Below are 24,983 nucleotides of genomic sequence, written 5' to 3'. Positions count from 1 at the left end.
TCTCTTATATGTCCCCTGGCATTCAAGCATTCCTCGCGTTCTCGCCCATTTTGCTCACCGCTGTGCTGCTTCTCGGGTTCCGTCTTCCTGCCAAAAAAGCGATGCCTGCTGTCTTTTTGCTGACCGCCGGTATTGCCGTATTTGCCTGGGAAGTGTCTTTTAATCGGGTACTGGCTTCCTCACTGCAGGGACTGGTTATCACTATTGCAGTATTGTGGATCATCTTTGGCGCCATTCTGCTGCTCAACACCCTCAAACACTCCGGCGCCATCACTGCAATCAAGGCCGGCTTTGTGGGTATCTCACCTGACCAGCGGGTTCAGGCGATTATCGTGGCCTGGCTGTTCGGCTCCTTCATTGAAGGTGCTTCCGGTTTCGGTACCCCGGCAGCGATTGCTGCACCACTGCTGGTAGCCATCGGCTTCCCGGCACTGGCGGCAGTTATGGTCGGCATGATGATCCAGAGTACTCCGGTATCGTTCGGTGCGGTCGGTACCCCGATCATCATCGGTGTTAACAAGGGTCTGGATACAGCTTCTATCGGAGATCAACTGGTAGCTCAAGGTTCCAGCTGGGATATCTTCCTGCAGCTGATTACCAGTGAAGTCGCCATTATTCATGCCGTCGTCGGAACCCTGATTCCGCTGTTTATGGTGATGATGCTGACCCGCTTCTTCGGTCGTAACAAGTCATTTGCGGAAGGCCTGCAGGTACTGCCGTTTGCTATTTTCGCCGGTCTGGCATTTACCATCCCGTATGCCCTGACCGGCATTTTCCTTGGACCGGAATTCCCGTCACTGCTGGGTGGCCTGATCGGTCTGGCCATTGTGACCACCGCAGCGAAAGCGGGCTTCCTGATGCCGAAAGAGACCTGGCAGTTTGCTTCTCCGGACAAGTGGCCGGTAGAGTGGACTGGCAAGCTGGAAGTGAAGCTGGACAGCATGGCGCCGGGCAAGGATATGTCCCTGGTTAAAGCCTGGATGCCTTATGTACTGGTTGCTGTACTGCTGGTACTGAGCCGCACCAGCGACAGTGTGAAAGCTCTGAGCAAGTCTGTTTCCCTGAGCTTCAGCAACATTCTGGGTGAAGCAGGCATCAGTGCCGGCATTCAGCCGTTCTACCTGCCTGGTGGCATTCTGGTGCTGGTGGTACTGGCGACCATTCTGCTGCACCGTATCTCTCTCAAGAATATGAAAGAGGCGTTGGGTGAATCTTCCCGTACTCTGCTGGGTGCCGGCTTCGTACTGATGTTCACCATCCCGATGGTACGGATTCTGATCAACTCCGGTGTCAATGCAGCTGACCTGAGCAGTATGCCAGTGGCAATGGCCCGCTATGTTGCAGACACCTTCGGCGGTATGTACACCGTGTTTGCTCCGGCCATTGGTGCCCTGGGTGCCTTCATCGCCGGCTCCAACACTGTCAGTAACATGATGCTGGCCCAGTTCCAGTTTGGTGTGGCTGAAGCCCTGTCGGTATCCGGTGCCATGATGGTAGCGATGCAGGCGGTCGGTGCTGCCGCAGGTAACATGATTGCCATTCACAACGTGGTTGCGGCATCTGCAACTGTCGGCCTGCTGGGGCGTGAAGGCATGACCCTGCGAATGACCATCATACCCACCATTTACTATGTCCTGTTTGCCGGTATTCTGGGGACAATTGCCCTGACCCTGCTGGGTGTTTCCGACCCGCTGGTTGGTTAATCAGCAGCTGTTCCTCAGCTAGCGCAAAGCCGGAGTCAGCAAGACTCCGGCTCTCGAGGTTTTCGATCATGTCCGAGCTTTTCGTCAATGCCATGGGAGATACCGGTAACCCGCCGGAGCCCGTCACATCCGAATCATCCAAACCAAGAAGCAATCCTGACAGAAACTATCCTGACCGTCCCGATACGGTTTATCTTTACGGCACCTGTCTTGTTGACCTGCTGCAACCACAAGCCGGCCTTGATGCGCTGAAGCTGCTGGAGCGGGAAGGCATCAATGTGGTCTTTGCCGAACAGCAAACCTGCTGTGGCCAGCCAGCCTATACCTCAGGCTATGATGACGAGGCCCGTGAAGTGGCGCTGATGCAGATGCAGGCCATGCCGGAAGACTGGCCGGTGATTGTGCTGTCCGGTTCCTGTGGCGGCATGATGCATCATCACTACCCAAAAATGTTTACCGGACTGCCGGAACAGCAGCAGGCTCAGGCTTTTGCCGAACGGGTTTTCGAATTCACTGAGTTTCTGGTACATGTGCTGGGTTATCAGCCGGAAGACCAGGGCGAGCCGGAAACGGTTGCGGTACACACTTCCTGTGCAGCACGTCGGGAGATGAATGTGCACCATACCGGCTGGGCGCTGGTTGATGCGCTGCGGAATGTAAAACGTGTGGTCCACGACCATGAGTTTGAGTGCTGCGGATTTGGTGGTTCATTCTGTGTCCGCTATCCGGATATTTCCGGAGCCATGGTCAATGACAAAGTGACAGCGATTACCGACACCCGTGCTGATCGACTGATCAGTGCGGATTACGGCTGCCTGATGAATATTAACGGTGCACTGGAATTCCAGCAGCATAAAATCAGGGGTGAACACCTCGCCAGTTATCTCTGGGAGCGTACGACAGGAGAAAAGCATGTCTGAACGTATCCCGTTACATAACCTGAGTTTCAAGGAGCGGGTTGACCGGGATCTGAACGATCCTGCCCTGCGCCATAATTTCCGTGAAGCCATGGACTTTCTGATGGACAAGCGGAAAGGCCGGTTTACGGATGATCACCAGCTGCAGTTACTGCGTGACCGTGGTTCCAGCATTCGCAAGCGGGCACTGTCAAAACTGCCGGATCTGCTGGAGCAACTGGAAAGCAAGCTGCGGGAAAATGGTATTCGGGTTCACTGGGCTGAAACGCCGGAAGAAGCCAACAGCATAGTGCTGGATATTGCCCGCCATCATGGTGCGAAAACCATGATCAAAGGTAAGTCCATGGTCAGTGAAGAGACTGAACTGAACGAGTTTCTTGAGCATAACGGCGTCGAGGCTATCGAAGCAGATATGGGGGAATTCATTCTGCAGCTGGCAGAAGACAAGCCGTCCCATATCGTGATGCCGGCGATCCACAAGACCAAGGAAGATATCGCCAGATTGTTTGAGCAGAACCTGGATGACTGCGAATACACCGAAGATGTTGACACCCTGATCCAGTCTGCCCGGAAAGAACTGCGCCGTCGTTTTCACGCGGCAGATATTGGTCTGACCGGGGTGAACTTTATGGTGGCGGAAACCGGCTCTTTGGTGCTGGTTGAAAATGAAGGTAATGGTCGAATGGCGACCACGGTACCCAAAGTGCATATCGCCATGACCGGTATCGAAAAGGTAATTGAACGGCTGGATGATCTGCCGCCACTGCTGACGCTGCTGACAAACTCTGCCACCGGACAGCCGGTCACCACTTATGTGAATATGATTTCTTCACCGCGCAAGCAGGATGAAGATGGTCCGGAAGAAGTCCATCTGGTACTGCTGGATAACGGCCGCACCATCCCCTATGCCGATGAAGAAATGCGCCAGACGCTGCAGTGCATTCGCTGTGCTGCTTGTATGAACCACTGTCCGGTTTATACCCGTCTGGGTGGGCATGCTTATGGCACCACCTATCCTGGTCCGATCGGCTCTATCCTGTCTCCGCATTTGCTGGGGCTTGAAGAGACTAAAGACCTACCCAGTGCGTCCTCATTGTGCGGTGCCTGTGGTGAAGTCTGCCCGGTTCGAATTCCGATTCCGGACTTGCTGCGGCGTCTGCGCCATGAAGGTGTGCGCAAGCTGAAGAAAGATGAAGCTCCGGTAATTCGCGGTCACGGGGCCAAATATACCCATACCGAAAAAGCGGCCTGGCTGAGCTGGAGCAAGCTTTACAGCTCGCCGGCGATGTATCGCACCTTTGCTTTATCAGCCACATTATTGCGGGGGCTGACGCCTTCAAAAATGAAGGGCTGGACTGATTACCGAACTTCGCCGAAACCGGCAAAGAAAAGTCTTCACAGTCTGGTTAAGCAATATCGTAAACAGCAAGACCAGTATTCAGAAAAACAGGCAGGAGATAAAGGATGAGCATTGATGCCCGCAACAGAATCCTGTCCCGTTTGAGAGCCGGTATTGGTGACAGCAAGCCACGAACCACTGCTGATGATTGTGGTGATGTGGCTCACTACGACTGGAGTCAGGAAGAGAAAGTTCGCCACTTTACCGACGCCATGACTGCGGTTAAAACCGAGGTACATCAGACAACAGCATCACACTGGCCGGTACTGTTGCAGCTGTTGCTGCGGGAAAAGCAGCTGAAAAAACTGCTGGTGTCGCCCGCTCGGGAAACCGGGCAGGCATTACAGCATGTTGATGAAATAGATCAGGTCTCTATACCGGAAAATCCCCGTGACCTGAAAGATGAGCTGTTCTTCGATATTGATGCCTCCCTGACCACCTGCCGCGGCGCGATTGCCGAAACCGGCAGTCTGGTGCTGTGGCCGGATCATGAAGAACCCCGCGCCATGTCGCTGGTGCCACCGGTGCACTTTGCCCTGCTGCGTGCCAGTGATATCCACAACACTTTAACCGATGTAATGAAAGCTGAAGGTTGGGCTGACGGTATGCCCACCAATGCCCTGCTGATTTCCGGCCCGTCCAAAACCGCTGATATTGCCCGCATTCTGGCTTATGGTGCTCACGGTCCGCGCGAATTGATTGTGCTGCTGATTGCCAATTAAGGCAGCGAGAGAGAACAACAAATGAATAGTGCTGTTACCGATTTTTATAACACCATCAAAGCATCCATTCCGTCGAAGCGTCTGCTGAAAGATGCCTCGCGTCTGTTGGCGTTTGGTACGGATGCTTCCTTTTACAGGTTGATACCCCAGCTGGTGGTGCTGGTGGAATCGGAACAGGAAGTTCAGCAGGTTATAGCCGAAGCGGCCAAACGTCAGGTGCCGCTGACATTCCGGGCGGCCGGAACCAGCCTGTCCGGACAGGCGATTACTGATTCGGTACTGGTCATTGCCAGCAAGGGCTGGACCGGACATGAACTGATTAACGGTGGTGAAAAGATCCGGCTTCAGGTAGGTGTTATCGGTGCTGAAGCCAATGCCATCCTGGCTCCACTGGGCCGCAAGATCGGCCCTGACCCGGCATCAATCAATACCTGCCGGATTGGTGGTATTGCGGCCAACAATGCCAGCGGCATGTGCTGTGGTGTGGCTCAGAATACCTATCACACGCTGGACAGTATTCGTCTGATTCTGGCTGATGGCACACTGCTTGATACCAGCGACCCTGAAAATGTAGCGGCATTCCAACAAAGCCATAAAACCCTGCTGGATGACCTAGCAGCTCTGGCTCAGGATGTGGAAAACAATGCCGAGCTGACTGACAAGATTCGTCACAAGTACCGGCTGAAAAATACCACTGGCCTGAGTATCAATGCTCTGGTGGATTTCAAGGATCCTGTGGATATTCTGGCGCACCTGCTGGTGGGCTCGGAAGGTACCCTCGGCTTTATCTCATCGGTGACTTATAACACCGTGCCCGATCATGCCAACAAGGCTTCCTCATTGGTCGTTTTCCCTGATGTAGCCACTTGCTGTCGGGCTGTTACCGCTTTGAAAAAAGCACCGGTTTCTTCAGTGGAACTGATGGATCGCCGGGCGATGGCTTCAGTTGCCGGTAAACCCGGCCTGCCTGCTTTTATTAATGATCAGTTGGCAGCCGATGCCTGTGCACTGCTGATTGAAACCCGGGCAGAAACCCGTGACGTACTGTTGCAGCAGATTCAGGATATCGAAGCGGTTGTCACTGACTTTGAGGTACTGGAGCAGGTTGAGTTTACTGAAGTCGAAGCAGAATATGCGGCGCTCTGGGCTATTCGAAAAGGCCTGTTCCCGGCTGTTGGTGCCGTCCGCCAGACCGGCACGACTGTAATTATTGAAGATGTTGCGTTTCCGATCGAACAGCTGACTGAAGGAGTCATCCGATTGCAGGCGATGTTCGATAAATACAATTACAGCGAAGCGCTGATCTTTGGTCATGCGCTGGAGGGCAATCTCCATTTTGTCTTCACGCAGGCGTTTGATACGCCGGAAGAGATCGAGCGTTATCGCCAGTTTATGGATGATGTGTCACAGCTGGTTGCGGTTGAGTTTGGTGGCTCGCTGAAAGCCGAGCATGGCACCGGTCGTAATATGGCGCCCTATGTAGAGCTTGAATGGGGCAGCGATGCTTATCGGCTGATGAAGGATATCAAGCAGCTGTTTGATCCGTGTACGCTGCTGAATCCGGGGGTAATTATCAATGAAGATGACAATGCCCATATTACCAACCTCAAGCCGATGCCTGCTGCTGATGATCTGGTGGACAAGTGTATCGAGTGTGGCTTCTGTGAACCGGCCTGTCCGTCCCAGAATCTGACGCTGACTCCGCGTAAACGGATTGTGCTCTGGCGTGAAATCAGCAAGTTGCGACGTGAAGCCACATCTGTAGCCGACTTGAAACGACTGGAAGAAATGGAGAAGGAGTACGCCTGGCAGGGCATTGATACCTGTGCTGCCTGTGGTCTTTGTTCCACCCGCTGTCCGGTCGGCATCAATACCGGCAAGCTGACATTGAAGCTGCGGGCAGAAAGAAACTGTGACCATAAAGGCAAGGCTCAATGGCTGGGTCAGCACTTTGCCGGAACAACCAAAGCTGTACGAACCGGATTAAAACTGGCTGATGTAACTCATGGTCTGATCGGCACCAGTGCAATGGAAAAAGTGACATCCGCAGCACGGAAAATATCGGGTGACCGGATTCCTTTGTGGGTTGATGCCATGCCCAAAGCTGCCAGTCAGGAGCCTCTTGAGCAACCAGTACAACAATCAACCGCCGCTGTTAACCCGGACCAGAAAACAGTTGTTTACTTCCCCAGCTGCGCCAGTCGCAATATGGGTCCATCCCGAATGGACTTTGAACAGGAGGCGATGGCAACTGTTGTGAAACGGCTGCTGGAGAAAGCGGGCTACAACGTTGTTATGCCGGCCAGTCTACCTGAACTGTGCTGTGGTCAGCCCTTTGCTTCCAAGGGGCAGCCGGAAGAAGCCGGGCGCAAGGCTGATGAATTGCATCGGGCGTTATGGGCTGCCAGTAACGAAGGCCAGTGGCCGGTTATCTCCGATACCAGCAGCTGTACCTGGCAGCAAAAGGATAGCGGTGCAGGTGAACTCAAACTCTATGATGTGGTGGAGTTTATTCATGACAATCTGTTGGACCAGTTAACGATTCAGCAGACTGATGAGCCTGTTATGGTTCACTTGCCCTGCAGCCTGCAGAAGCTGGGTGGTGCCGAACAGATGAAGAACATTGTCAGTCGTTGTACTACACAGATGGTAGTGCCCAAAAGTATCACCTGCTGCGGTTTTGCCGGAGACAAGGGTTTCACTGCACCGGAACTGAATGCCAGTGCACTGGAGCCGCTACAAGAACAGGTGCCTTCCAGTTGTCGTGAAGGGGTTTCTTCCAACCGCACCTGTGAAATTGGTCTCAGTCATCACAGTGGCGTGCCTTACCATTCAGTTGTCTATCTGCTGGATCGTTGTGCCCGCCCGCTGATGCCGCAGTTCGACTGATTTTCGTCTATGTTGACTGCCATGAATAATATTGTGGCAGTCAGGCTCAGCAAAACGGTATTGGTTGCAGGTGCTGCGTTTTTCAGCACTCTGGTCGTGTTCAATAATCTGGTGGATTACCAGAGTAATTATCTTTATGTGATGCATGTCATGACGATGGACACGACCGGCAATGCCATTCAGGCTGAGTGGCGGGCAATCCATGAACCGTTGATATGGCAGCTGGCATACTTCGTTATTATCGCGGTTGAAGTTGTTATCGCAATGTTGTGCTGGGTGGCAGCTGCCAGAATGATTCGCCAGCTTAAATCTCCCTTGTTCTCTCACGCCAAGGTACCCGCCATTCTGGGGCTGACGCTGGGTGTATTGCTCTGGTTTCTGGCTTTTATGGCGATCTCCGGGGAGTGGTTTCTGGCCTGGCAGTCACCGATATGGAACGGAATACAGCCGGGCTTTCGGATCGCCTCATTGCTGTTTATGACGCTGATCTATGTGTCCATGAGTGAACAGTGATCATGTTTTTATGGCCGGAAGCCCCGACCATAAAATCAACCGGTTTAAAACATATAGCTGTACAGATAACCGGCGCTGACAGCCATGCCCAGAATCACTGTCAGAAAGGCATAAATCATCCGGTTTTTGAAAATCGACTTCAGCAGAATCACTTCTGTCAGGCTGGCTCCGGCACTGCCGATAATCAGTGCCATTACTGCACCCAGCCCCATTCCTTTTGCAGCCAGTGCCGCGCTAAGCGGAATAACCGCTTCAGCCCGAATATAAAGTGGAATACCAATGACTGCTGCAACCGGAATGGCAAACGGGTTTGAATCACTGGCCACTCTGGCAACAAACTCGGTGGGCATAAAGCCATAAATCATTGAGCCAAGACCGATACCGAACATCAGGTAGGGCAGCACTTTAATAAAGTCTTTCCAGGTACTATTCCAGATTCTGCGCCACTTGCTGATCTCTTGCTCTGGTTTACCGGAGCTGCTGCCGCAGCATTTCTTTTTAGCGGGCTCACTGTAAGCATCCGGCTTCACATATTGTTCAAAGCCCAGTTTTTCCAGTGTGTACCCGGCGATAATGGAAACACCCATCGCCATCACAAAATAAAAAGTGGCAACCTGCAGTCCGAAGGTGACAGCAAACAGGCCAATAATAATCGGGTTCAGCAGCGGGCTGGCAAACAGAAACACCATCATGGTGCCGAAGCCGGCTCTGGCTCGCAGTAACCCCTTTAGAAAAGGAATGGTCGAGCAGGAGCAGAATGGCGTAATCGCCCCGAGAAACCCGGCAATGACATAGCCCTTACCGTTTTTACTGCTCAGGATGCTTTGGATTTTCTGCGGTGGAATAAACTCCTGCAATACGCCAACAAGGTAGCTGATAGCAAGAAACAACACCGTCAGTTCAGCAGCAAGGAACAGAAACATATCCAATGCTTCCATCACCATGGATTGTGTAATAGACATATCTAGCCTCACATCTTCAAATCTATATTTCCAGAATAATCGAAATATATGACTTCAGGATTTGGCGGGTCAAGATATTTCTATTAATATCGAAATATATTTTCCATCACAGTATTACGGGAAGTACCACATGGCTGAACTGGAAGACATTGCCAAGGCATTGAAAGAACTGGGACATCCAACCCGGCTGGCGGTTTTCAAGCGGCTGGTAAAATCAGGCCATCAGGGGCTGGCTGTTGGTGTTGTGCAGAAAGAGCTGGGTATTCCGGGATCAACCCTGTCGCATCATTTATCCAGCCTGGCTTCAGCCGGACTGATTACCCAGCGCCGGGAAGGACGTACGCTGTATTGTGTGGCGGAATACCGGCGGCTTACCGATGTCGTCTGTTTTCTGCAGCATGAGTGTTGTACTGATGAGACTGTGTCACCTGCATAACCTGCTGTTGCAGCCAGCATAAGCCGGGGTCAGTGCTGTTGCCCTGATACCAGTAGCAGAATGATATCAACCCCTGCACCTGCAGTGGCAGGGGAAACAGCTGATTGTTTTGTTGTCTGTTCAGGGTTCTGGCATGGCTTGCTGGCAGGGTCAGTAGCAGATCCGACTGGCTGACAATCATGCTGGCAGTAAAATGGCTCTGGCATCTCAGACCGATCTTGCGCTGGTGCCCGAGCCGGGCCAGCTCCATATCTTCATAACCTGTTCCCCGGCGGCGGGCTGATACCAGAATATGCTCTTCGGCGAGATAATGCTCCAGCTCCAGTCCTCTCCGAATCCTTGGATGGTCATGTCTTGCCAGAACGGCCAGATCACTGTGTGGCAGTGATGCTGTGCTGATCTGATCGCTGACCGGTAGTTGTACATCAATGGCCAGATCGATATGCCCGGCCTTGAGCTCTTTCTCCAGATCCCGGCGGTTGATATGCACCGCTTCAAACCGAATGCCCGGGGCAGTCTGAATGGCTTGCTGAACCAGACCCGGCAGAATCACCTTTTCAAAACTTTCCCGCATGCCAATAACAAAAGTGCGTTCAGCTGTGGCCGGGTCAAAACCACTGTCTTCGATCAGGGTAGTGTTGAGTATTTCCATTGCCCGGCGGATTTCAGGTAACACCCGCCGGGTATAGGGTGTCGGCTGCATCGTGTGTCCCTGACGGATAAACAGCGGATCATCCAACCGCTGTCGTAACCTGCCCAGTGCATGACTGACGGCAGGCTGGGTCAGGTTCAGACGTTTAGCTGCAGCGGTGATAGAGCCTTCGGTTGCGATGGCATCCAGTACCGGAAACAGGTTCAGATCAATGCGGGACAGTTCATGCATGAAATTTATAGTGTTTTATCAGAACTATTCATTGGTGATATGTGAGGCGATTTTCTACCATCGGGTAGCGAAATAACAAGAACTTAAAACGACACAGCCATTCTCTGGCTGCCGACACTGCAGGAGAACAACAATGGATTTCGGATACTCTGCCAAAACCCGGGAGTGGATGAAGCGTGTCGGTGATTTTATTGATAACCGAATTATTCCCGCCAGTGAAAAGTTTGAGGAACAACTGGTCAAGGGACCTGACTTCCGAAACTGGGTTCAGCCCGAAATCATGGAGCAGCTCAAGGCTGAAGCAAAAGCCGAAGGCCTGTGGAATATGTTTTTGCCGGACAATGAATATGGTGCCGGCCTGACCAATCTCCAATATGCACCGCTGGCCGAACTGATGGGGCGTGAGCGCCATGCACCGGAAGTGTTCAACTGTAACGCACCTGATACCGGCAATATGGAATTGCTGTGGAAATACGGCAGCGAAGAACAAAAGGAGCAGTGGCTCAAGCCGTTGCTGGCAGGTGATATTCGTTCGGTTTTCTTTATGACTGAGCCGGGTGTAGCGTCCAGCGATGCTACCAATATGGCGGCAACCTGTATTGTCGAAGGCGACGAGGTGGTGCTGAATGGCTGCAAGTGGTGGAGTTCCAATGTCGGTCATCCCAATGCCCGCATCGGTATCTTTATGGGCGTTTCCGATCCTCTGGGTGAAGACCGTCATCGTCGTCATTCCATGGTGCTGGTACCACTGGATACTCCGGGGGTAAAAATCGAGCGGATGCTGCCGGTATTCAATGAATATCATGAACCGGAAGGTCATGGTGAAGTGACGTTCAACAATGTACGTTTACCTGTGAGCAATATTATCGCCGGCCCTGGCAGAGGTTTTGAGATTGCCCAGGGCCGCCTGGGACCGGGACGAATTCACCACTGCATGCGAACTATTGGTGTGGCTGAAAAAGCACTGGAGTTGATGTGCAGGCGGGGGCTTGAGCGTAGCGCTTTTCGCGACTCACTGGCGCGACTGGGCGGTAACCCGGACAAGATTGCCAATGCCAGAACCGATATTGAAATGGCCCGGTTGCTGACACTGAAAGCGGCATGGATGATGGATACTGTCGGCAACAAGGCTGCCATGAGCGAAATCTCGCAGATTAAAGTTGTCGCGCCCAATGTGGCTTTGAGAATTCTGGATGAAGCGATTCAGATACATGGTGGCATGGGCGTCAGCAATGACACTGAACTGGCCTATTTATACGGTGCGATCAGAACATTGCGGCTGGCAGATGGCCCGGACGAAGTCCATCGCAGTCTGATCGCCAGGCTGGAGCTGAAAAAATACCGATAGCCGGTGTTGTGGATAAGAAGAATATAAAAAATCCGGCAGGCTGATCAGGGGGAAATCACGATGCCATCAATTCTGGTGACTGGCGGAGCCAGTGGTCTGGGGCGGTCCATTGCCGCACGTTTTGCTGACGCCGGTTACGATGTCTGCATTGTGGATATCAATGCCAAGCGTGGAATAGAAACTGAGGCGATGTTACAGGCCAAAGGTGTTGATGCCTTTTATATGACCTGTGATGTCTGCAGTGACACTGACTTTGCAGCGGTGCGCGAAGCTATTGAGCAACGCTGGGGTCAGCTGGATGTATTGGTAAACAATGCAGGTGTTGCAACCGGCGGCCGGATTGAATCGGGAACCATGGATGACTGGCAGTGGGTGATTGATATTAACCTGCTGGGTGTGGTGCGGGGGTGTCGGACTTTTACTCCCATGATGGTCTCGCAAGGTAGTGGCCATATTATCAATGTGGCATCGATGGCTGGCCTGATGTCTGCTCCGCTGATGGCCAGCTATAACGCAACCAAAGCTGCTGTGGTCAGTTTGTCAGAAACCCTGCGGGTGGAACTGGAAGGCGATGGTATTGCGACCTCTGTAGTCTGCCCTTCATTTTTCCAGACCAACCTGCTGGAAAGTAGCCGCACTGAGAGCGAAGCAATGAAGCAGAGCATCGGCAAGTTGCTGGCAAGTTCGGATATCACTGCAGAAGACATTGCAGATGAGATATTCAGGGCGGTTGATACTCGAACCTTCTGGATTCTGCCCCACAAAAAGGCGCGCACGGCCTGGCGTATAAAACGCTATTTGCCTGACCTGTTTGTAAAGCAATTACGCAAACAGTACTCCCGAATACTAACAAGAAAAACAGTGGAGAATGCTTGATGGCTGAGGTCATAGATCAGCCTCGCCCGGTCCGGGCAGGGGAAGAACTGGATGTGGCGGTTCTGGATAGTTATCTGAAACAACATATTCCCGGTCTGACCGGCACCCTTGAACTGACCCAGTTTCCCGGTGGTGCATCCAACCTGACTTACCAGCTGAAATATGATGACCGGGAACTGGTGTTACGTCGTCCGCCCTTTGGTACCAAAGCGAAATCTGCCCATGATATGGGGCGTGAATGTCGGGTCATGTCCGCACTGCACGGCCATTATCCGGTACCTGAAGTGCTGGTGTTCTGTCAGGACGACAGCATTATGGGCTGCGATTTTTATGTGATGGAGAAGGTCACCGGCATTATTCCGCGCAAGGAGATGCCAAAGGGGCTTGAGTTTACAGAAGAACAGACCCGCCAGATGTGCAGCAATGTGCTGCAAAAACTGCTGGAGCTACATAGCCTCGATTATAAAGCTCTGGGGCTGGAGCAACTTGGCAAGGGGGAAGGCTATGTTAAACGTCAGGTTGAAGGCTGGAGTCATCGATACCGCAAGGCCAGAACACCGGATGTGCCCGACTTTGAAGATGTGATGGTCTGGCTGGATAAACATCAGCCGGCAGACGTCAAAACCTGTTTGATTCACAATGATTTCCGGCTTGATAACGTCATTCTGAATCCGGACGACCCGGTGCAGATTATCGGAGTGCTCGACTGGGAAATGTGTACTCTGGGTGATCCCTTGATGGATTTAGGCAGTTCGCTGGCTTACTGGATTCAGGCGGATGACGATCCGGTTTCACAGGCTTTGCGAATTCAGCCATCCCATCTTCCCGGCATGATGACCCGTGACCAGATCGTTGAATGGTATTGTCAGCATGCAGGTCTGAAGATTCAGAGCTTTGACTTCTATCTGGTCTATGGCCTGTTCCGTCTGGCCGGAATTGTGCAGCAAATCTACTATCGCTATTACCACGGACAGACACAGGACAAGCGGTTTGCAGTGTTTAATCAGATGGTGATTCAGCTTGAACAACGCTGCCAAACCATTGTTCAAGCCGCGTTACAGAAACAGCATAACCAACAATCTGAGTCCGTATCCGAGCCGGTTTTATAATAAGAAAAAGCAGGAAACCGAAGATGTCCAAAACTGAACTGTTCGATCTGGATGGGAAAATTGCTCTCGTCAGCGGAGCCAGCCGTGGAATCGGTGAAGCCATTGCCAGACTTCTGGCGCAGCAGGGTGCCCATGTTATTGCCACTAGTCGCAAGGTTGAAAGCTGTGAAGCAGTTTGCAGCGCCATTCGTGATAGCGGAGGTTCTGCCAAGGCGATGTCCTGTCATATCGGAAACCCCGAGGCGATACAGAATACTGTAGATACTGTGGTCGCCAAGCATGGCCGGATTGATATTCTGATCAACAACGCCGCTGCCAATCCTTACTTTGGCCATATCCTTGATACCGACCTCAGTGCCTTTAAAAAGACAGTGGATGTAAATATTCAGGGCTACTTTATGATGTCTGCCGCTGTCGGCAGGGCTATGCGAGATAAAGGCAATGGCGGCAGCATTATTAATGTGGCTTCAGTGAATGGTGTGGTACCGGGAGACTTTCAGGGCATTTATTCGGTGACCAAGGCTGCGGTTATTTCCATGACCAAAGCCTTTGCCAAAGAGTGTGCAGGTTTGGGAATCCGCGTGAATGCACTATTACCGGGTCTGACGGAAACAAAATTTGCTTCTGCCCTGACCAAAAACGAATCCATTCTTAACCATGCATTGCAGCATATCCCCATGCGTCGTGTAGCTGATCCGAACGAGATGGCGGGTACAGTGCTTTACCTTGCCTCTGATGCCTCCAGTTATACGACTGGTAGCTGTATTAATGTGGATGGTGGTTATCTGACGGTGTAAGCGACTAAATCATTTGCCTGATGAGCTTTGATAAATCTCTGACGGCAATTCTGATTTTATCCGTACACTCAAAAGAAGCATTCATCCTCATGTAATGGTGATACTGCTTCTCGGTACTGAACAAGCTGCCCGGAGCAATGCTGATACCCTGTTCTATTGCCTGATAGTACAGGTTAGTGGCATCCACATGCTCCGGCAGTTCAAGCCATAAAAAATACCCGCCGGGAGTGAAGTTTACTTTTACAGTGTCTGGCAGGGCCTGCCTTAATAACGTGTAGATTGCAGTTTTTCTGTCATGAAGCTGTTTTCGCAATCGCTTCAAATGGCGCTCGTACTGCATCGACTGAATGAACTCTGCGATAGCCAGCTGCATGGGTGCACTGGTGGACAGCGTCGACATCAGCTGGAGTCGCTGCATTTTTGAAGCATGGATGCCCGCCGCAACCCAGCCAACCCTGTAACCTGCAATAAGTGATTTGGAGAACGATCCACAATGCAGAACCCTGCCGTCAGAGTCATAAGCCTTGACCGGACGGTTGCCCGTGCCGTTACTGTAAAGCTCCTGGTACACATCGTCTTCAATCAGACTGACATCATGTTGTTGCAGTAGCTGATAGAGTTTTTGCTTGTTGGTATCCGACAGTGTGCAGCCCAGCGGGTTCTGATGCTGGCTCATTAACCAGCAGGCTTTGACCGGATACTGTTCAAGCACATCGGCCAATGCTTCCAGATCGATACCCTGCTGAGGATCAGTGGCAACGGCAATTGCCCGCAGTTTAAGTCGCTCTATCGCTTGCAGTGCACCATAGAATGCCGGTGACTCTACAACGACCCAGTCACCCTGTTCGGTCAGCATTTCCAGACTGAGGTTCAGTGCCTCCATTGCTCCCGAAGTAATCAAAATTTCATCCGGCGCCACTGACATGCCGTATTTGGCATAACGCTGGGAGATTGCTTTACGCAATCCCAGGTTTCCCGGTGGCAGATTATCCGCAGCAAAAGTGGCAGACATCTTCTGGGTTGCTTTCACCAGCGAACGACTCAACGCCTGCTGTGGAAACATTGCCGGATCGGGAAATGCAGAACCAAAAGGAACCACGCCAGCCTGTTTCGAAGACTGCAGCACCGAGAAGACAAATTCATTGATATCCAGTTTGTCCGACAGATACATCCTGTCGTGATGCTGTGGGTAACTCAGGGTTTCGTGTTGGGGGGCAACAAAATAGCCGGACTTTTCCCGGGCGGTTATCACGCCCTGGCTTTCCAGTAACTGGTAGGCATTCAGTACGGTCATCAAACTCAGGCCGGAGTCGATAGCTGTCTGCCGAAGGGAGGGAAGCTTGTCACCAGCCTGCCAGACTCCCTGATGAATTTGGGCCTTCAGCTCAGTGGCAAGCTGCTCATATTTAGACATCTGTTATAGGTCAAAAACTGCATTGTGTATCTGTTATAGGCAGCCTATCCCGTGATCAAATGCGCAGCAAGTTTCAGGGCTCCGGAGGCAGCATATTCCGGAGTACCCGCCATTCGATCGGGAGACAAAGTCATGAGTAATTACAAAGCCGCAGCGCAGCAAGCCATCAATATGATGGATCTGACCACGCTGAATGACTCGGATACCGAAGCCACTATTATCCAGCTGTGTAACGATGCCAAAAGTGCAGCGGGCAACACTGCTGCCATCTGCGTTTATCCACGCTTTATTCCCATTGCCCGTAAAACCCTGAAAGCTATTGGTGCAGAGTCGGTCAAAATTGCCACTGTTACCAACTTTCCCCATGGCAATCCGGATATTGATATTGCAGTAGCAGAAACTCAGGCCGCCATTGCTTATGGTGCCGATGAGGTTGATGTTGTGTTCCCTTACAAGGCACTGATGGCTGGCGATAAAACCATCGGGTTTGAACTGGTCAAAGCCTGCAAGGAAGCCTGCGGAGATGCAGTGAAACTGAAGGTAATTATTGAATCAGGCGAACTGCAAACAGCTGAGCTGATTCGTCTGGCTACCGAGATTTCAATTGATGCCGGCGCTGACTTTATCAAAACATCTACCGGTAAGACTGCTGAAAATGCCACGCTGGCAGCCGCAGAAGTGATGCTGACGGTCATTAAGGAAAATGATTCTAACGTCGCATTCAAGGCTTCCGGAGGTGTACGTGATGCGGCTCAAGCCAATGATTATCTGAACCTGACTGCAAATATCATGGGAACAGAATGGATCTGTGCTGATCACTTCCGGTTTGGTGCATCCAGCCTGCTGGGTAATCTGCTGACCGAGCTGGATATGGCATAACACCTGGTTGTTCTGAGGAGTTTTTAGTTTTCTGAAATAGTTTCCGAGAGGGACATCCGTGGTTTAGTTCGGTTTTGTGTGGATGTCCCTTTTTTATTGCTCGATTTCCTTAAGACTTACATCGCATTAATTTTGGAAGCTACCAGTGGAATGATGGCCGCAGGTGACAGATGACCTGTGTAAACCCACATGTGATTCCCTGTGGTTTTACCCTGTTTAAAACCGAGATCTTTCCAGATTGTTCCATTGTTTGGGACAGCTCCCCCGTAAAGAAATACTGATCCGGCTTCGACGGGAAACCCGTGATCGATATCCTTGGTGGTGTACTCGATCTTCAGAACACTCCGGCCAAATCGCTTCTTTGCCTGAATGGAATGTGGGCATTCGTCGTACTCACCGCCAATGATGGTGGCGATGGCTCGCATAAATTCGGGAGTAATCAAACTCGATTCTCTTTGGCTAAATTAAAATAATCTCAGACAAACAGCGAAAGTAAGTCATTGAGAAACAGCCGGCCCTTGGCTGTCGGACGTAGTCTGTTCAGGTAGTCGGCATCCAGCAGGTCGCGGCTAACAGCTTCCTTCAATTCAGTTTCTATTGCCGTCAGTTCAATTCCGGTTCGCTCGGTAAAATAAGCCGTAGGTACCCCCTGGTTCAGGCGTAAGGCATTCATCATAAATTCCAGCGGCAGTTCATCGTTTGCCAGTGTACGTTCACCGCTGATAAAGGAATCGGTGCGGGCCAGATACTTTTCCGGTTGACGGGTTTTCCAGTGGCGCTGAATCAGGCCGGATTCAATATCCGTCAGTTTGCCGTGAGCACCGGCACCAATACCGATATAGTCACCGAACTGCCAGTAATTACGATTGTGGCGGGACTGTCTGCCCCGGCCGTAGGCGGAGATTTCATACTGCTCGAAACCGGCGCTGGCCAGCAGTGCCTGTCCCTGCTCCTGTATGCCCCAGAGGGTTTCATCTTCCGGTAACACCGGTGGCCGGGCATGGAATACGGTATTGGGTTCCAGTGTCAGTTGGTACCAGGAAATATGCTCAACGCTGAGATCGATAGCTTGCAGCAGATCACTCATGGCGCCATCTATGGTCTGGTTGGGCAAGCCATGCATCAGGTCGAGGTTAATATTATTGAACCCGGCTTCGCGTGCCAGAGCAACGGCATTGCAAGCTTCATCACGGCCATGAATCCGGCCCAGCTTTGTCAGATGGTCGTTATTAAAGCTCTGTACCCCAATGGAGAGGCGGTTGATGCCGGCTTCGCGATAAGCGGCAAACCGGTCATGTTCAACCGTTCCCGGGTTGGCTTCCATAGTGATTTCAATGTCAGGAGCAAACTGCAGGCGTTGCTGAACACCTTTCAACAGGTGGTTGAAGGTATTGCCGCTGAACAGACTCGGGGTGCCGCCACCGATAAAGATACTTTCCAGCGGCCGGTTTTCATCTTTGGGCAGGCTGTTATCCAGATCAGCCAGCAGAGCTTCGGTATAAGCCTGTTCCGGCAAGCCATCTTTTTGAGCGTGCGAGTTAAAGTCGCAGTACGGGCACTTGCGGACACACCAGGGAATATGGATATAGAGGCTCAGGGGAGGACGTTTCAGCAAGGGCAGGGTGCTCCGGAGATAGCAGTCTGAAAAATTGATATATCAGATATTAGAATTCAATTTCACTGATGTTGTTATAAAAAATAATCTGATCAGCGATGCCTTTGATGGTGGTGCTTACTTCGACACCATCTCTTGCCACGATAATTAAAGCCTTGCCTTTCGCCTTGGCATATCCGGCCTCGATGCCCAGGCCGATACCTTTTTCTGTGACATCAATCACCACAAGATCTGATGCATCTATTTTGGCAAAGGTATCCTGCATGATGTCCTGAGCTGAAAAAGAGGCTGCCCCCCACTGCTCCAGATCTCTGGCAACACAGTAAGACTCGTAACCATGCTTTGAAAAGCATTTTTCAAATGCCTCGATCACACCCCGGTTGCTGTTATCGGGATGATATTTGATTCCAAAATAAACACTTTTCATGGTGGGGAAATGTTGAGTTATTACAGCGAACAGGAAGCATAGCCGGAAAACATCCGGCTATGAGGAGAGACAATATCAGGCCAGCTTTTGTTGCAGCTGTTGAATCAGTTGCTGCATGGCAACAGCACGATGACTGATTTTGTTTTTGTGATCGGATTCCAGCTCGGCAGCGGTCATATGCTCTTCCGGCACAAAGAACAGCGGGTCATAGCCAAAACCATGGCTGCCCCGGGGCTCTTCCAGAATAAAGCCTTCCCATTGGCCCATGGCAATGATCGGGGTCGGATCTTCTGCATGACGAACATAAACCAGCACACAGTGATAACGGGCAGTACGGTCACCGGTTTTGATTCCGTTCAAAGCCTTGAGCAGCTTTTCATTATTGTCGGAGTCACTGGCTTCTTCGCCGGCATAGCGGGCAGAGTAAATGCCGGGTGCACCGTTCAGGGCGTCGACTTCTAGCCCGGAATCATCTGCCAGTGCCGGCAGTCCGGTTACCTGTGCAGCATGACGAGCTTTGAGAATGGCATTCTCGATAAAAGTCAGTCCGGTTTCTTCAACAGATTCAACTCCCATCTGCTTCTGCAGCAGCAGCTTGATATTCAGGCCACCCAGCAGATGCTGCATTTCGTTAAGTTTGCCGTGGTTGCCACTGGCGAGCACTACCTGATGAATGTTTCCGGACATAAGAGTCTTGTGAATCCTGGGAATTAATCTTGATAGAATTTCTGCTGGAATTTAACCGTGAATTTCTCAGCCGGGGCGGTTTCCGGGTGGGCATCGACGGTGAATTTTAGCACTTCTTCATTAAAGAACGTGAACGGTGCCAGATAGTAAATAGCGTCGCCTTCATCGATCTTTTTGAATTCCAGCTTTTCTGTTTGCCCGGCCAGACTGACAGCGTGGGCTACAAATTTGGCCTCAACAGCCTTAGTGCCAGTTTTATTGTCTCTTAAAATGGCTACGTTCAGCAGTCCTTTTTTTGGATTACGCTCAAAACCATAAACGGAAGCAACGTCCGGTTGCAGGAAGGTACTGTTGAAAGCCTTGTAGTGAACAGTGTACTCACCAAAGGTTTTAGTGGTTTGGTCATCACCCTGATGAACTTCCGCCTCCAGTGCTTCCCGGCGAGATTCCTTGCAGCCGGTCAGAGCGATGAAGCTGGTGAGCAGCATCAGGCCGCAGACTTTTTTGAGATGTCTTCTAAAAAATGACTGCATGAGCATTAATAATTCCTGAAATCAGTTTGAGTTTTTACTTAGGGCTCTGCTGAGTCAGGCGATAAATCGCAATCTCGCCGAGCATATTGGGCCAGCGTTTGGTCAGCCAATGCCCCTGGTGAGACTGGTCAACAACCAGGCGGTCCAGTACCTGCCAGTTGCGACTGTGACACAGCGCTTCAAAATCCCTGAAAGTACAGAAGTGAATATTGGGCGTATCATACCAGCTGTAGGGCATAAACTTGGAGACCGGCATCTTGCCGTTCATTGCCAGATAAAGCCGGCAGCGCCAGTGACCAAAATTAGGGAAGGTGACAATACATTCCCGTCCGACCCGCAACATTTCATCCATCACCAGATGTGGATACTTCAGCGCCTGCAATGCCTGGGTCATGATCACGGTGTCGAAGCTGTTATCGCTGAAATTGCCCAGCCCCTTGTCCAGGTTCTGTTCAATAACATTCACGCCCCGTTTAACACAGGCTGCGATATTGTCAGGATTAATTTCGAGTCCGTAACCGCTGATCTGGCGTTGTTTTTTGAGGGTGTCGAGCAGCTTGCCGTCACCGCAGGCCAGATCCAGTACCCGTGATTCCGACTGAATCCAGGGAATAATACTTTCGAAATCGCTACGCATCAGCAGCCAGCCTCCCTTGCTACCCGATCCATATAGATTTTCAGACCCTCGGTATAACGGGGAATATCCATCAGGAAGGCATCGTGACCCTGAGGGGCATCAATCTCCAGATAACTGACATCTTTGCCGGCAGCCAGCAGGGCATCTACAATTTCCCGTGAGCGTTCGGGGGAGAAGCGCCAGTCGGTAGTGAAGGACATCACCATAAATTTGGCGGCAGTTGAACTCAGCGCTGCGGCCAGGCTGTCGTTATAAGCCGCTGCCGGATCGAAGTAATCCAGTGCCTTGGTCATCAGCAGATAGCTGTTGGCATCAAACCGGCTGGAGAAGTTTTCACCCTGATACCGCAGATAGCTTTCAACCTGGAACTCAGCACTGAAATCAAAATTCAGATTGCCGGCACGCAGCTCGCGACCGAATTTCTGTCGCATGGCATCATCGGACAGATAAGTGATATGACCCACCATGCGTGCCAGCATCAGCCCTTTTTTGGGGATAGTACCTTTGGCCTGATAGTGGCCGTCATGAAAGGCTTCATCGCTCATGATGGCCTGACGGGCAACTTCGTTGAAGGCAATATTCTGGGCTGACAGTTTTGGTGCAGTGGCAATCGCGACCGCATGTTTTAACCGGTCAGGGTAGGTAATAGCCCACTGCAGTGTCTGCATGCCGCCGAGACTGCCGCCAACAACAGCGGCCCACTGCTGGATTCCGAGTCTGTCTGCCAGCCGGGCCTGGGTTTCAACCCAGTCATCAACTGTTATCAGTGGAAACTCCGGTCCCCAGGGCAGGCCATTCACCGGATTGGTATCGGACGGACCGGAAGAACCCTTGCAGCCTCCCAGGTTATTCAGGCAAACCACAAACAAGCGGTTGGTATCAATGGCTTTGCCCGGGCCGATGGCAACATCCCACCATCCGGGCTTGCGATCTTCCATGCGGTGATAGCCGGCCGCATGATGATCACCCGTCAGGGCATGGCAGATCAGCACAGCATTGGAATGGTCACTGTTAAGCTGGCCATAGGTTTCAATCATCAGGTTGTAACCCGGCAGCACCTTCCCGCACTTGAGTTCAAGTGGCTCGGAGAAATGCAGATGCTGGGGTGTAACGATCCCGACTGAATCTTCTGGTATGAACTCCGGCATAGGTAACGCGGTTATATTATTCTTGCTTGGCCGCTGAGTGTATCGGTAAGCCTCGGGCTTGTCAGTAATGCAATGACCAGTAAAAGCGGTTACCGGGCAGAAAACACCGGCAAACAGCAGGCTTTAGTGCAGGGAAGGAACTGTCGGATCAGCCGGACTGCAGCGATCGAGAATCAGCTCCGTCAGAGCCAGATAGTGATTAAGGAAAATACTTTCTATCTGGTGTGAGGAAAAATGAAGACGACGGGCAGAAATATAATCATCAACACTTTGATTTTTTACGAGCGAAATATAGAAGGCCCTCAAGGCTTCGTCTTTGACGTTGAGCCGGGAAATTATTTTCGGACAAGAGCTCGTAGCCGTCATGGGGCTGCACTCCTTGAACGGTGAGTCGAAGCGGGTGAAAAAAATCTCCTTGTGAATCGGATGTATGGTGGTACGTGGACATTTATGATGCAGAGATACCAGAAAGCTGTTGTTTAACTTGGTCGTACAGCCTGTTGGTAGAGCAAGCTGCTTTTGCGTCCATCTTCACCATACTACTGCGTTATCTGAAGTATAGACATTCTGGGCATTGCACGTTTTTTTCCTCGGAAATGACCGTCAATTGTCAATAACTCGAAAATTGCCCGAACCGGTTATTGATTACTGTTGCGGGTGTGTTAGAAAGAATATTACTGACGTAATGTACACGGCTCTTGTGATCCCGCGCTTTTGGCTTGCAGTTGCATAGTCAGGGTATGAGCAGCGCACTATAATAGCGATCCGTTAGGGCTTTATATTCACGGAACAGAATTCTGCATAGGGGATGACCATGTCGATTGAAACCTTGACCCAGCTGGAAAACAAAATCCAGAACGCTGTTGATACTATCAGCCTCCAGAAAATGGAAATGGAAGAACTGCGTGATGCCAACGAGCGTATGGCCGCAGAGAACGCTGAACTGCGTGCAGAGCTGCAGGCCTGGGGTGACCGTGTTGCCAGCCTGCTGGGAAAACTGGACACCCTTCCCGAAGAACTGGCCGAAGTTGAAGATGTAGAAGGTATTGAGGAAGCTGAAGCTGTTTGAAAGTCAGTTTCCAGTCTGACCTTCCAACATGAATGACTGGTAAACAGGCAGGTTTTAACCTGCCTGTTTGATTTTCAGGGTATTTATTCCAGTTCTGCCTTAAGTTCTTCGTAAGCCTCCATGGCTTCCATCCAGCTTTCTTCGGTTTCTTCTTCCTGACGCTTGAGTTCGGTCTGGTCGGCCAGCAGCGCTTTTAACTTGTCCTTGTTTTCATCCTGATAGATATCAGATGAAGACAGCGCTTCTTCCACGCTTGCCAGTTTTTCCTGAACCTTTTCCAGCTGCTGCTCCAGCTTGTCGGCATTGCGTTTAAGCGGACTCAGCTTACGACGAATTTCAGCTTCTTTCTGTTTACGGGCTTTGCGATCAGCGGCACTGTCGAGCTTGGCTGCTGGTTCGGCTTCAACCGTTTCCTGCTTGCGCTGCTCCCGCCGTTGTTCTTCCAGCCAGCTGGAGTATTCATCCAGATCACCGGTAAATTCATCCATCCGGCCATTGTGAACAAGGTAGAGGGAATCAACGGTACTGCGAATCAGGTGACGATCGTGTGATACCAGAATCATTGCGCCTTCAAAGGATTGCAGTGCCAGTGTCAGTGCCAACCGCATTTCCAGATCCAGGTGGTTGGTCGGTTCGTCCAACAGCAATAGGTTGGGCTTTTGCCATGCAATCAGTGCCAGCGCGAGTCGGGCTTTTTCGCCGCCGGAGAAGCTGGCGATGCTGTCAGTGGCTTGATCACCATGAAAATCAAAGCCGCCGAGAAAGTCACGCAGGGTTTGTTCCCGGGCATCCGGACTCAGGCGTTGCAGATGCAGCATTGGACTGGCGTTGCTGTCCAGTGTTTCCAGCTGGTGCTGGGCAAAGTAGCCAATAGACAGATGTTCGCCGTCAACACGTTTGCCACTGATCAGTCGGGTTTCTCCGGCCAGCGCACGAATCAGGGTGGATTTACCGGCCCCGTTGGGGCCGAGCAGAGCAATCCGGTCACCAGGCTGAATATTCAGGGTGATGTTATGCAGAATGGAAACATCACCATAACCGACACCGGCTTTCTCCAGATGCATCAGTGGTGAAGAGGTTTTATCCGCTTCCGGGATGGTGAAATTGAACGGGGAGTCAATGTGGGCTGGTGCCAGATCTTCCAGTTTGCTCAGGGCTTTAACACGACTCTGGGCCTGTTTGGCTTTGGTCGCCTTGGCCTTGAAGCGGCGAATAAACTGTTCCAGATGAGCGCGCTGACGTTGTTGTTTTTCGTAAGCAGACTGCTGCAGTGCCAGACGCTCTGCACGCTGGCGTTCAAAGGCAGAGTAGTTACCGCTGTAAAGGAATGCCTGACGGTGTTCAATATGGATCGTATGGTCGATTACGTCATCCATAAAATCCCGGTCGTGAGAAATAACAACCAGAGTACCTGGGTACTGCTTCAGCCACTGTTGCAACCAGAGAATGGCATCCAGATCCAGGTGGTTGGTGGGCTCGTCCAGCAGCAGAATATCAGACGGCATCATCAAAGCTTTGGCCAGATTCAGACGCATCCGCCAGCCACCGGAGAAACTGCGGGTTGGTAGTCCCAGTTGCTCCTGTTTAAAGCCGAGACCATTCAGTAGTCGCGCAGCACGGCTTTCAGCGGTATAGCCGTCGTGGTCTGCCAGTCGGGTATGAAGCGTGGCGCTCAGATTGTGATCACCGCTGGCTTCGGCTGCGGCCAGTTCATTCTGGATCCGGCGCAATTCGGTATCGCCATCCAGTACAAAATCAATCGCCGAACGTTCAAGATGCTCTACTTCCTGTGCCATATGAGCAATGCGCTGGCCGCGACTGACCACAACATCGCCCCGGTCCGGCTGTAGCTCGCCACGGATCAGTGCCAGCAGCGTGGACTTGCCACAGCCATTGGCACCGACCAGCCCGATTTTGTAACCGGGCTTCAGTGTCAGGGAAACAGACTCCAGCAGGTAGTTGCCGGAACGTTGCAGATTGACTTGCTCTAACCTAATCATGGATGACCCTTCAGTGAAGC

Annotated in this window: 25 protein-coding genes; 14 read left to right on the top strand and 11 right to left on the bottom strand. The window is 51.6% G+C overall.

What is annotated here, in order from left to right; translation table 11 throughout:
- The first annotated feature begins 8 nt into the window (after positions 1-8).
- The 6 genes from ACYZZ0_RS13875 to ACYZZ0_RS13850 all read left to right on the top strand — a co-directional run bounded on the left by ACYZZ0_RS13875 (position 9) and on the right by ACYZZ0_RS13850 (position 8,143).
- Positions 9-1,703, top strand: coding sequence for an L-lactate permease (locus ACYZZ0_RS13875; RefSeq protein WP_461537230.1), 1,695 nt, complete (start codon positions 9-11; stop codon positions 1,701-1,703).
- Positions 1,704-1,771: 68 nt separating this feature from the next.
- Entirely contained in the window at positions 1,772-2,623 is an 852-nt protein-coding gene (locus tag ACYZZ0_RS13870; protein ID WP_461537229.1) for a (Fe-S)-binding protein, read from the top strand.
- Positions 2,616-4,088, top strand: coding sequence for a LutB/LldF family L-lactate oxidation iron-sulfur protein (locus ACYZZ0_RS13865; RefSeq protein WP_461537228.1), 1,473 nt, complete (start codon positions 2,616-2,618; stop codon positions 4,086-4,088). Before ACYZZ0_RS13870 ends, ACYZZ0_RS13865 begins: the two co-directional genes overlap by 8 nt.
- Entirely contained in the window at positions 4,085-4,741 is a 657-nt protein-coding gene (locus ACYZZ0_RS13860) for a LutC/YkgG family protein (RefSeq protein ID WP_461537227.1), read from the top strand. Before ACYZZ0_RS13865 ends, ACYZZ0_RS13860 begins: the two co-directional genes overlap by 4 nt.
- Before the next feature lie 21 nt (positions 4,742-4,762).
- The gene (locus ACYZZ0_RS13855; RefSeq protein WP_461537226.1) at positions 4,763-7,630 is read left to right on the top strand and encodes an FAD-binding and (Fe-S)-binding domain-containing protein; all 2,868 of its coding nucleotides are present in this window, start codon (positions 4,763-4,765) and stop codon (positions 7,628-7,630) included.
- 21 nt (positions 7,631-7,651) lie between these two features.
- Positions 7,652-8,143: a DUF2165 family protein gene (locus tag ACYZZ0_RS13850; protein WP_461537225.1), complete on the top strand. Its 492-nt coding sequence runs from the start codon at positions 7,652-7,654 to the stop codon at positions 8,141-8,143.
- Positions 8,144-8,187: 44 nt separating this feature from the next.
- On the opposite strand, the gene ACYZZ0_RS13845 is transcribed toward ACYZZ0_RS13850, so the two are convergent.
- A complete protein-coding gene (locus ACYZZ0_RS13845; RefSeq protein WP_461537224.1) occupies positions 8,188-9,105 on the bottom strand; it encodes a permease in 918 nt (305 codons plus the stop codon).
- Between the two features lie 130 nt (positions 9,106-9,235).
- On the opposite strand from ACYZZ0_RS13845, the gene ACYZZ0_RS13840 reads away from it, so the two are divergent.
- Complete coding sequence (locus ACYZZ0_RS13840) at positions 9,236-9,541, top strand: ArsR/SmtB family transcription factor (RefSeq protein ID WP_461537223.1); 306 nt, start codon at positions 9,236-9,238, stop codon at positions 9,539-9,541.
- On the opposite strand, the gene ACYZZ0_RS13835 is transcribed toward ACYZZ0_RS13840, so the two are convergent.
- On the bottom strand, positions 9,477-10,424 hold the full coding sequence (locus tag ACYZZ0_RS13835) for a LysR family transcriptional regulator (RefSeq protein ID WP_461537222.1): 948 nt from the start codon (positions 10,422-10,424) through the stop codon (positions 9,477-9,479). The two genes, ACYZZ0_RS13840 and ACYZZ0_RS13835, sit on opposite strands and share 65 nt — an antisense overlap.
- 133 nt (positions 10,425-10,557) lie before the next feature.
- Here ACYZZ0_RS13835 and ACYZZ0_RS13830 point away from each other — a divergent pair, with 133 nt between their 5' ends.
- From ACYZZ0_RS13830 to ACYZZ0_RS13815, 4 genes are read left to right on the top strand one after another with little or no spacing between them, the layout of a single operon-like run.
- A complete protein-coding gene (locus ACYZZ0_RS13830; protein WP_461537221.1) occupies positions 10,558-11,772 on the top strand; it encodes an acyl-CoA dehydrogenase family protein in 1,215 nt (404 codons plus the stop codon).
- Between the two features lie 60 nt (positions 11,773-11,832).
- Positions 11,833-12,648 carry an SDR family oxidoreductase gene (locus tag ACYZZ0_RS13825; RefSeq protein ID WP_461537220.1) on the top strand — a complete coding sequence of 272 codons (816 nt, stop codon included), beginning with the start codon at positions 11,833-11,835 and terminating at the stop codon, positions 12,646-12,648.
- Positions 12,648-13,757 carry a phosphotransferase family protein gene (locus ACYZZ0_RS13820; RefSeq protein WP_461537219.1) on the top strand — a complete coding sequence of 370 codons (1,110 nt, stop codon included), beginning with the start codon at positions 12,648-12,650 and terminating at the stop codon, positions 13,755-13,757. Before ACYZZ0_RS13825 ends, ACYZZ0_RS13820 begins: the two co-directional genes overlap by 1 nt.
- 23 nt (positions 13,758-13,780) lie before the next feature.
- Positions 13,781-14,554, top strand: a complete 774-nt coding sequence (locus ACYZZ0_RS13815; RefSeq protein ID WP_461537218.1) for an SDR family oxidoreductase — start codon at positions 13,781-13,783, stop codon at positions 14,552-14,554.
- 4 nt (positions 14,555-14,558) lie between these two features.
- On the opposite strand, the gene ACYZZ0_RS13810 is transcribed toward ACYZZ0_RS13815, so the two are convergent.
- Positions 14,559-15,968, bottom strand: coding sequence for an aminotransferase-like domain-containing protein (locus ACYZZ0_RS13810; RefSeq protein ID WP_461537217.1), 1,410 nt, complete (start codon positions 15,966-15,968; stop codon positions 14,559-14,561).
- A 132-nt stretch (positions 15,969-16,100) separates the two neighbouring features.
- Between ACYZZ0_RS13810 and deoC the strand changes: the two genes are divergently transcribed.
- A complete protein-coding gene (gene deoC, locus ACYZZ0_RS13805) occupies positions 16,101-16,847 on the top strand; it encodes a deoxyribose-phosphate aldolase (RefSeq protein WP_461537216.1) in 747 nt (248 codons plus the stop codon).
- 116 nt (positions 16,848-16,963) lie between these two features.
- On the opposite strand, the gene ACYZZ0_RS13800 is transcribed toward deoC, so the two are convergent.
- The 7 genes from ACYZZ0_RS13800 to metX form a co-directional block, all read right to left on the bottom strand.
- Complete coding sequence (locus ACYZZ0_RS13800; protein ID WP_461537215.1) at positions 16,964-17,290, bottom strand: hypothetical protein; 327 nt, start codon at positions 17,288-17,290, stop codon at positions 16,964-16,966.
- A 32-nt stretch (positions 17,291-17,322) separates the two neighbouring features.
- Positions 17,323-18,462, bottom strand: coding sequence for a radical SAM family heme chaperone HemW (hemW, locus tag ACYZZ0_RS13795; RefSeq protein ID WP_461537214.1), 1,140 nt, complete (start codon positions 18,460-18,462; stop codon positions 17,323-17,325).
- Between the two features lie 49 nt (positions 18,463-18,511).
- Entirely contained in the window at positions 18,512-18,889 is a 378-nt protein-coding gene (locus ACYZZ0_RS13790; RefSeq protein WP_461537213.1) for a nucleoside 2-deoxyribosyltransferase, read from the bottom strand.
- Between the two features lie 75 nt (positions 18,890-18,964).
- Positions 18,965-19,576 carry an XTP/dITP diphosphatase gene (locus tag ACYZZ0_RS13785; RefSeq protein ID WP_461537212.1) on the bottom strand — a complete coding sequence of 204 codons (612 nt, stop codon included), beginning with the start codon at positions 19,574-19,576 and terminating at the stop codon, positions 18,965-18,967.
- 23 nt (positions 19,577-19,599) lie between these two features.
- Complete coding sequence (locus ACYZZ0_RS13780; RefSeq protein ID WP_461537211.1) at positions 19,600-20,109, bottom strand: DUF4426 domain-containing protein; 510 nt, start codon at positions 20,107-20,109, stop codon at positions 19,600-19,602.
- Positions 20,110-20,143: 34 nt separating this feature from the next.
- Entirely contained in the window at positions 20,144-20,746 is a 603-nt protein-coding gene (gene metW, locus ACYZZ0_RS13775; protein WP_461537210.1) for a methionine biosynthesis protein MetW, read from the bottom strand.
- Positions 20,746-21,894 (bottom strand): homoserine O-succinyltransferase MetX, encoded by a 1,149-nt coding sequence (gene metX / locus ACYZZ0_RS13770; protein ID WP_461537209.1) that lies wholly within the window; start codon positions 21,892-21,894, stop codon positions 20,746-20,748. Before metX ends, metW begins: the two co-directional genes overlap by 1 nt.
- Before the next feature lie 72 nt (positions 21,895-21,966).
- Here metX and ACYZZ0_RS13765 point away from each other — a divergent pair, with 72 nt between their 5' ends.
- Positions 21,967-22,122: a hypothetical protein gene (locus tag ACYZZ0_RS13765; protein ID WP_461537208.1), complete on the top strand. Its 156-nt coding sequence runs from the start codon at positions 21,967-21,969 to the stop codon at positions 22,120-22,122.
- Between the two features lie 586 nt (positions 22,123-22,708).
- Positions 22,709-22,963, top strand: a complete 255-nt coding sequence (locus ACYZZ0_RS13760) for a cell division protein ZapB (RefSeq protein WP_461537207.1) — start codon at positions 22,709-22,711, stop codon at positions 22,961-22,963.
- Positions 22,964-23,046: 83 nt separating this feature from the next.
- On the opposite strand, the gene ACYZZ0_RS13755 is transcribed toward ACYZZ0_RS13760, so the two are convergent.
- Positions 23,047-24,963: an ATP-binding cassette domain-containing protein gene (locus ACYZZ0_RS13755; RefSeq protein ID WP_461537206.1), complete on the bottom strand. Its 1,917-nt coding sequence runs from the start codon at positions 24,961-24,963 to the stop codon at positions 23,047-23,049.
- Positions 24,964-24,983: the final 20 nt, after the last annotated feature.

This window comes from Spongorhabdus nitratireducens, assembly GCA_947387575.1.
Taxonomy (GTDB): domain Bacteria; phylum Pseudomonadota; class Gammaproteobacteria; order Pseudomonadales; family Endozoicomonadaceae; genus CANDOC01.
Note: the sequence above shows the minus strand (reverse complement) of the source record. Positions and strands in the feature narration are given on the sequence as shown.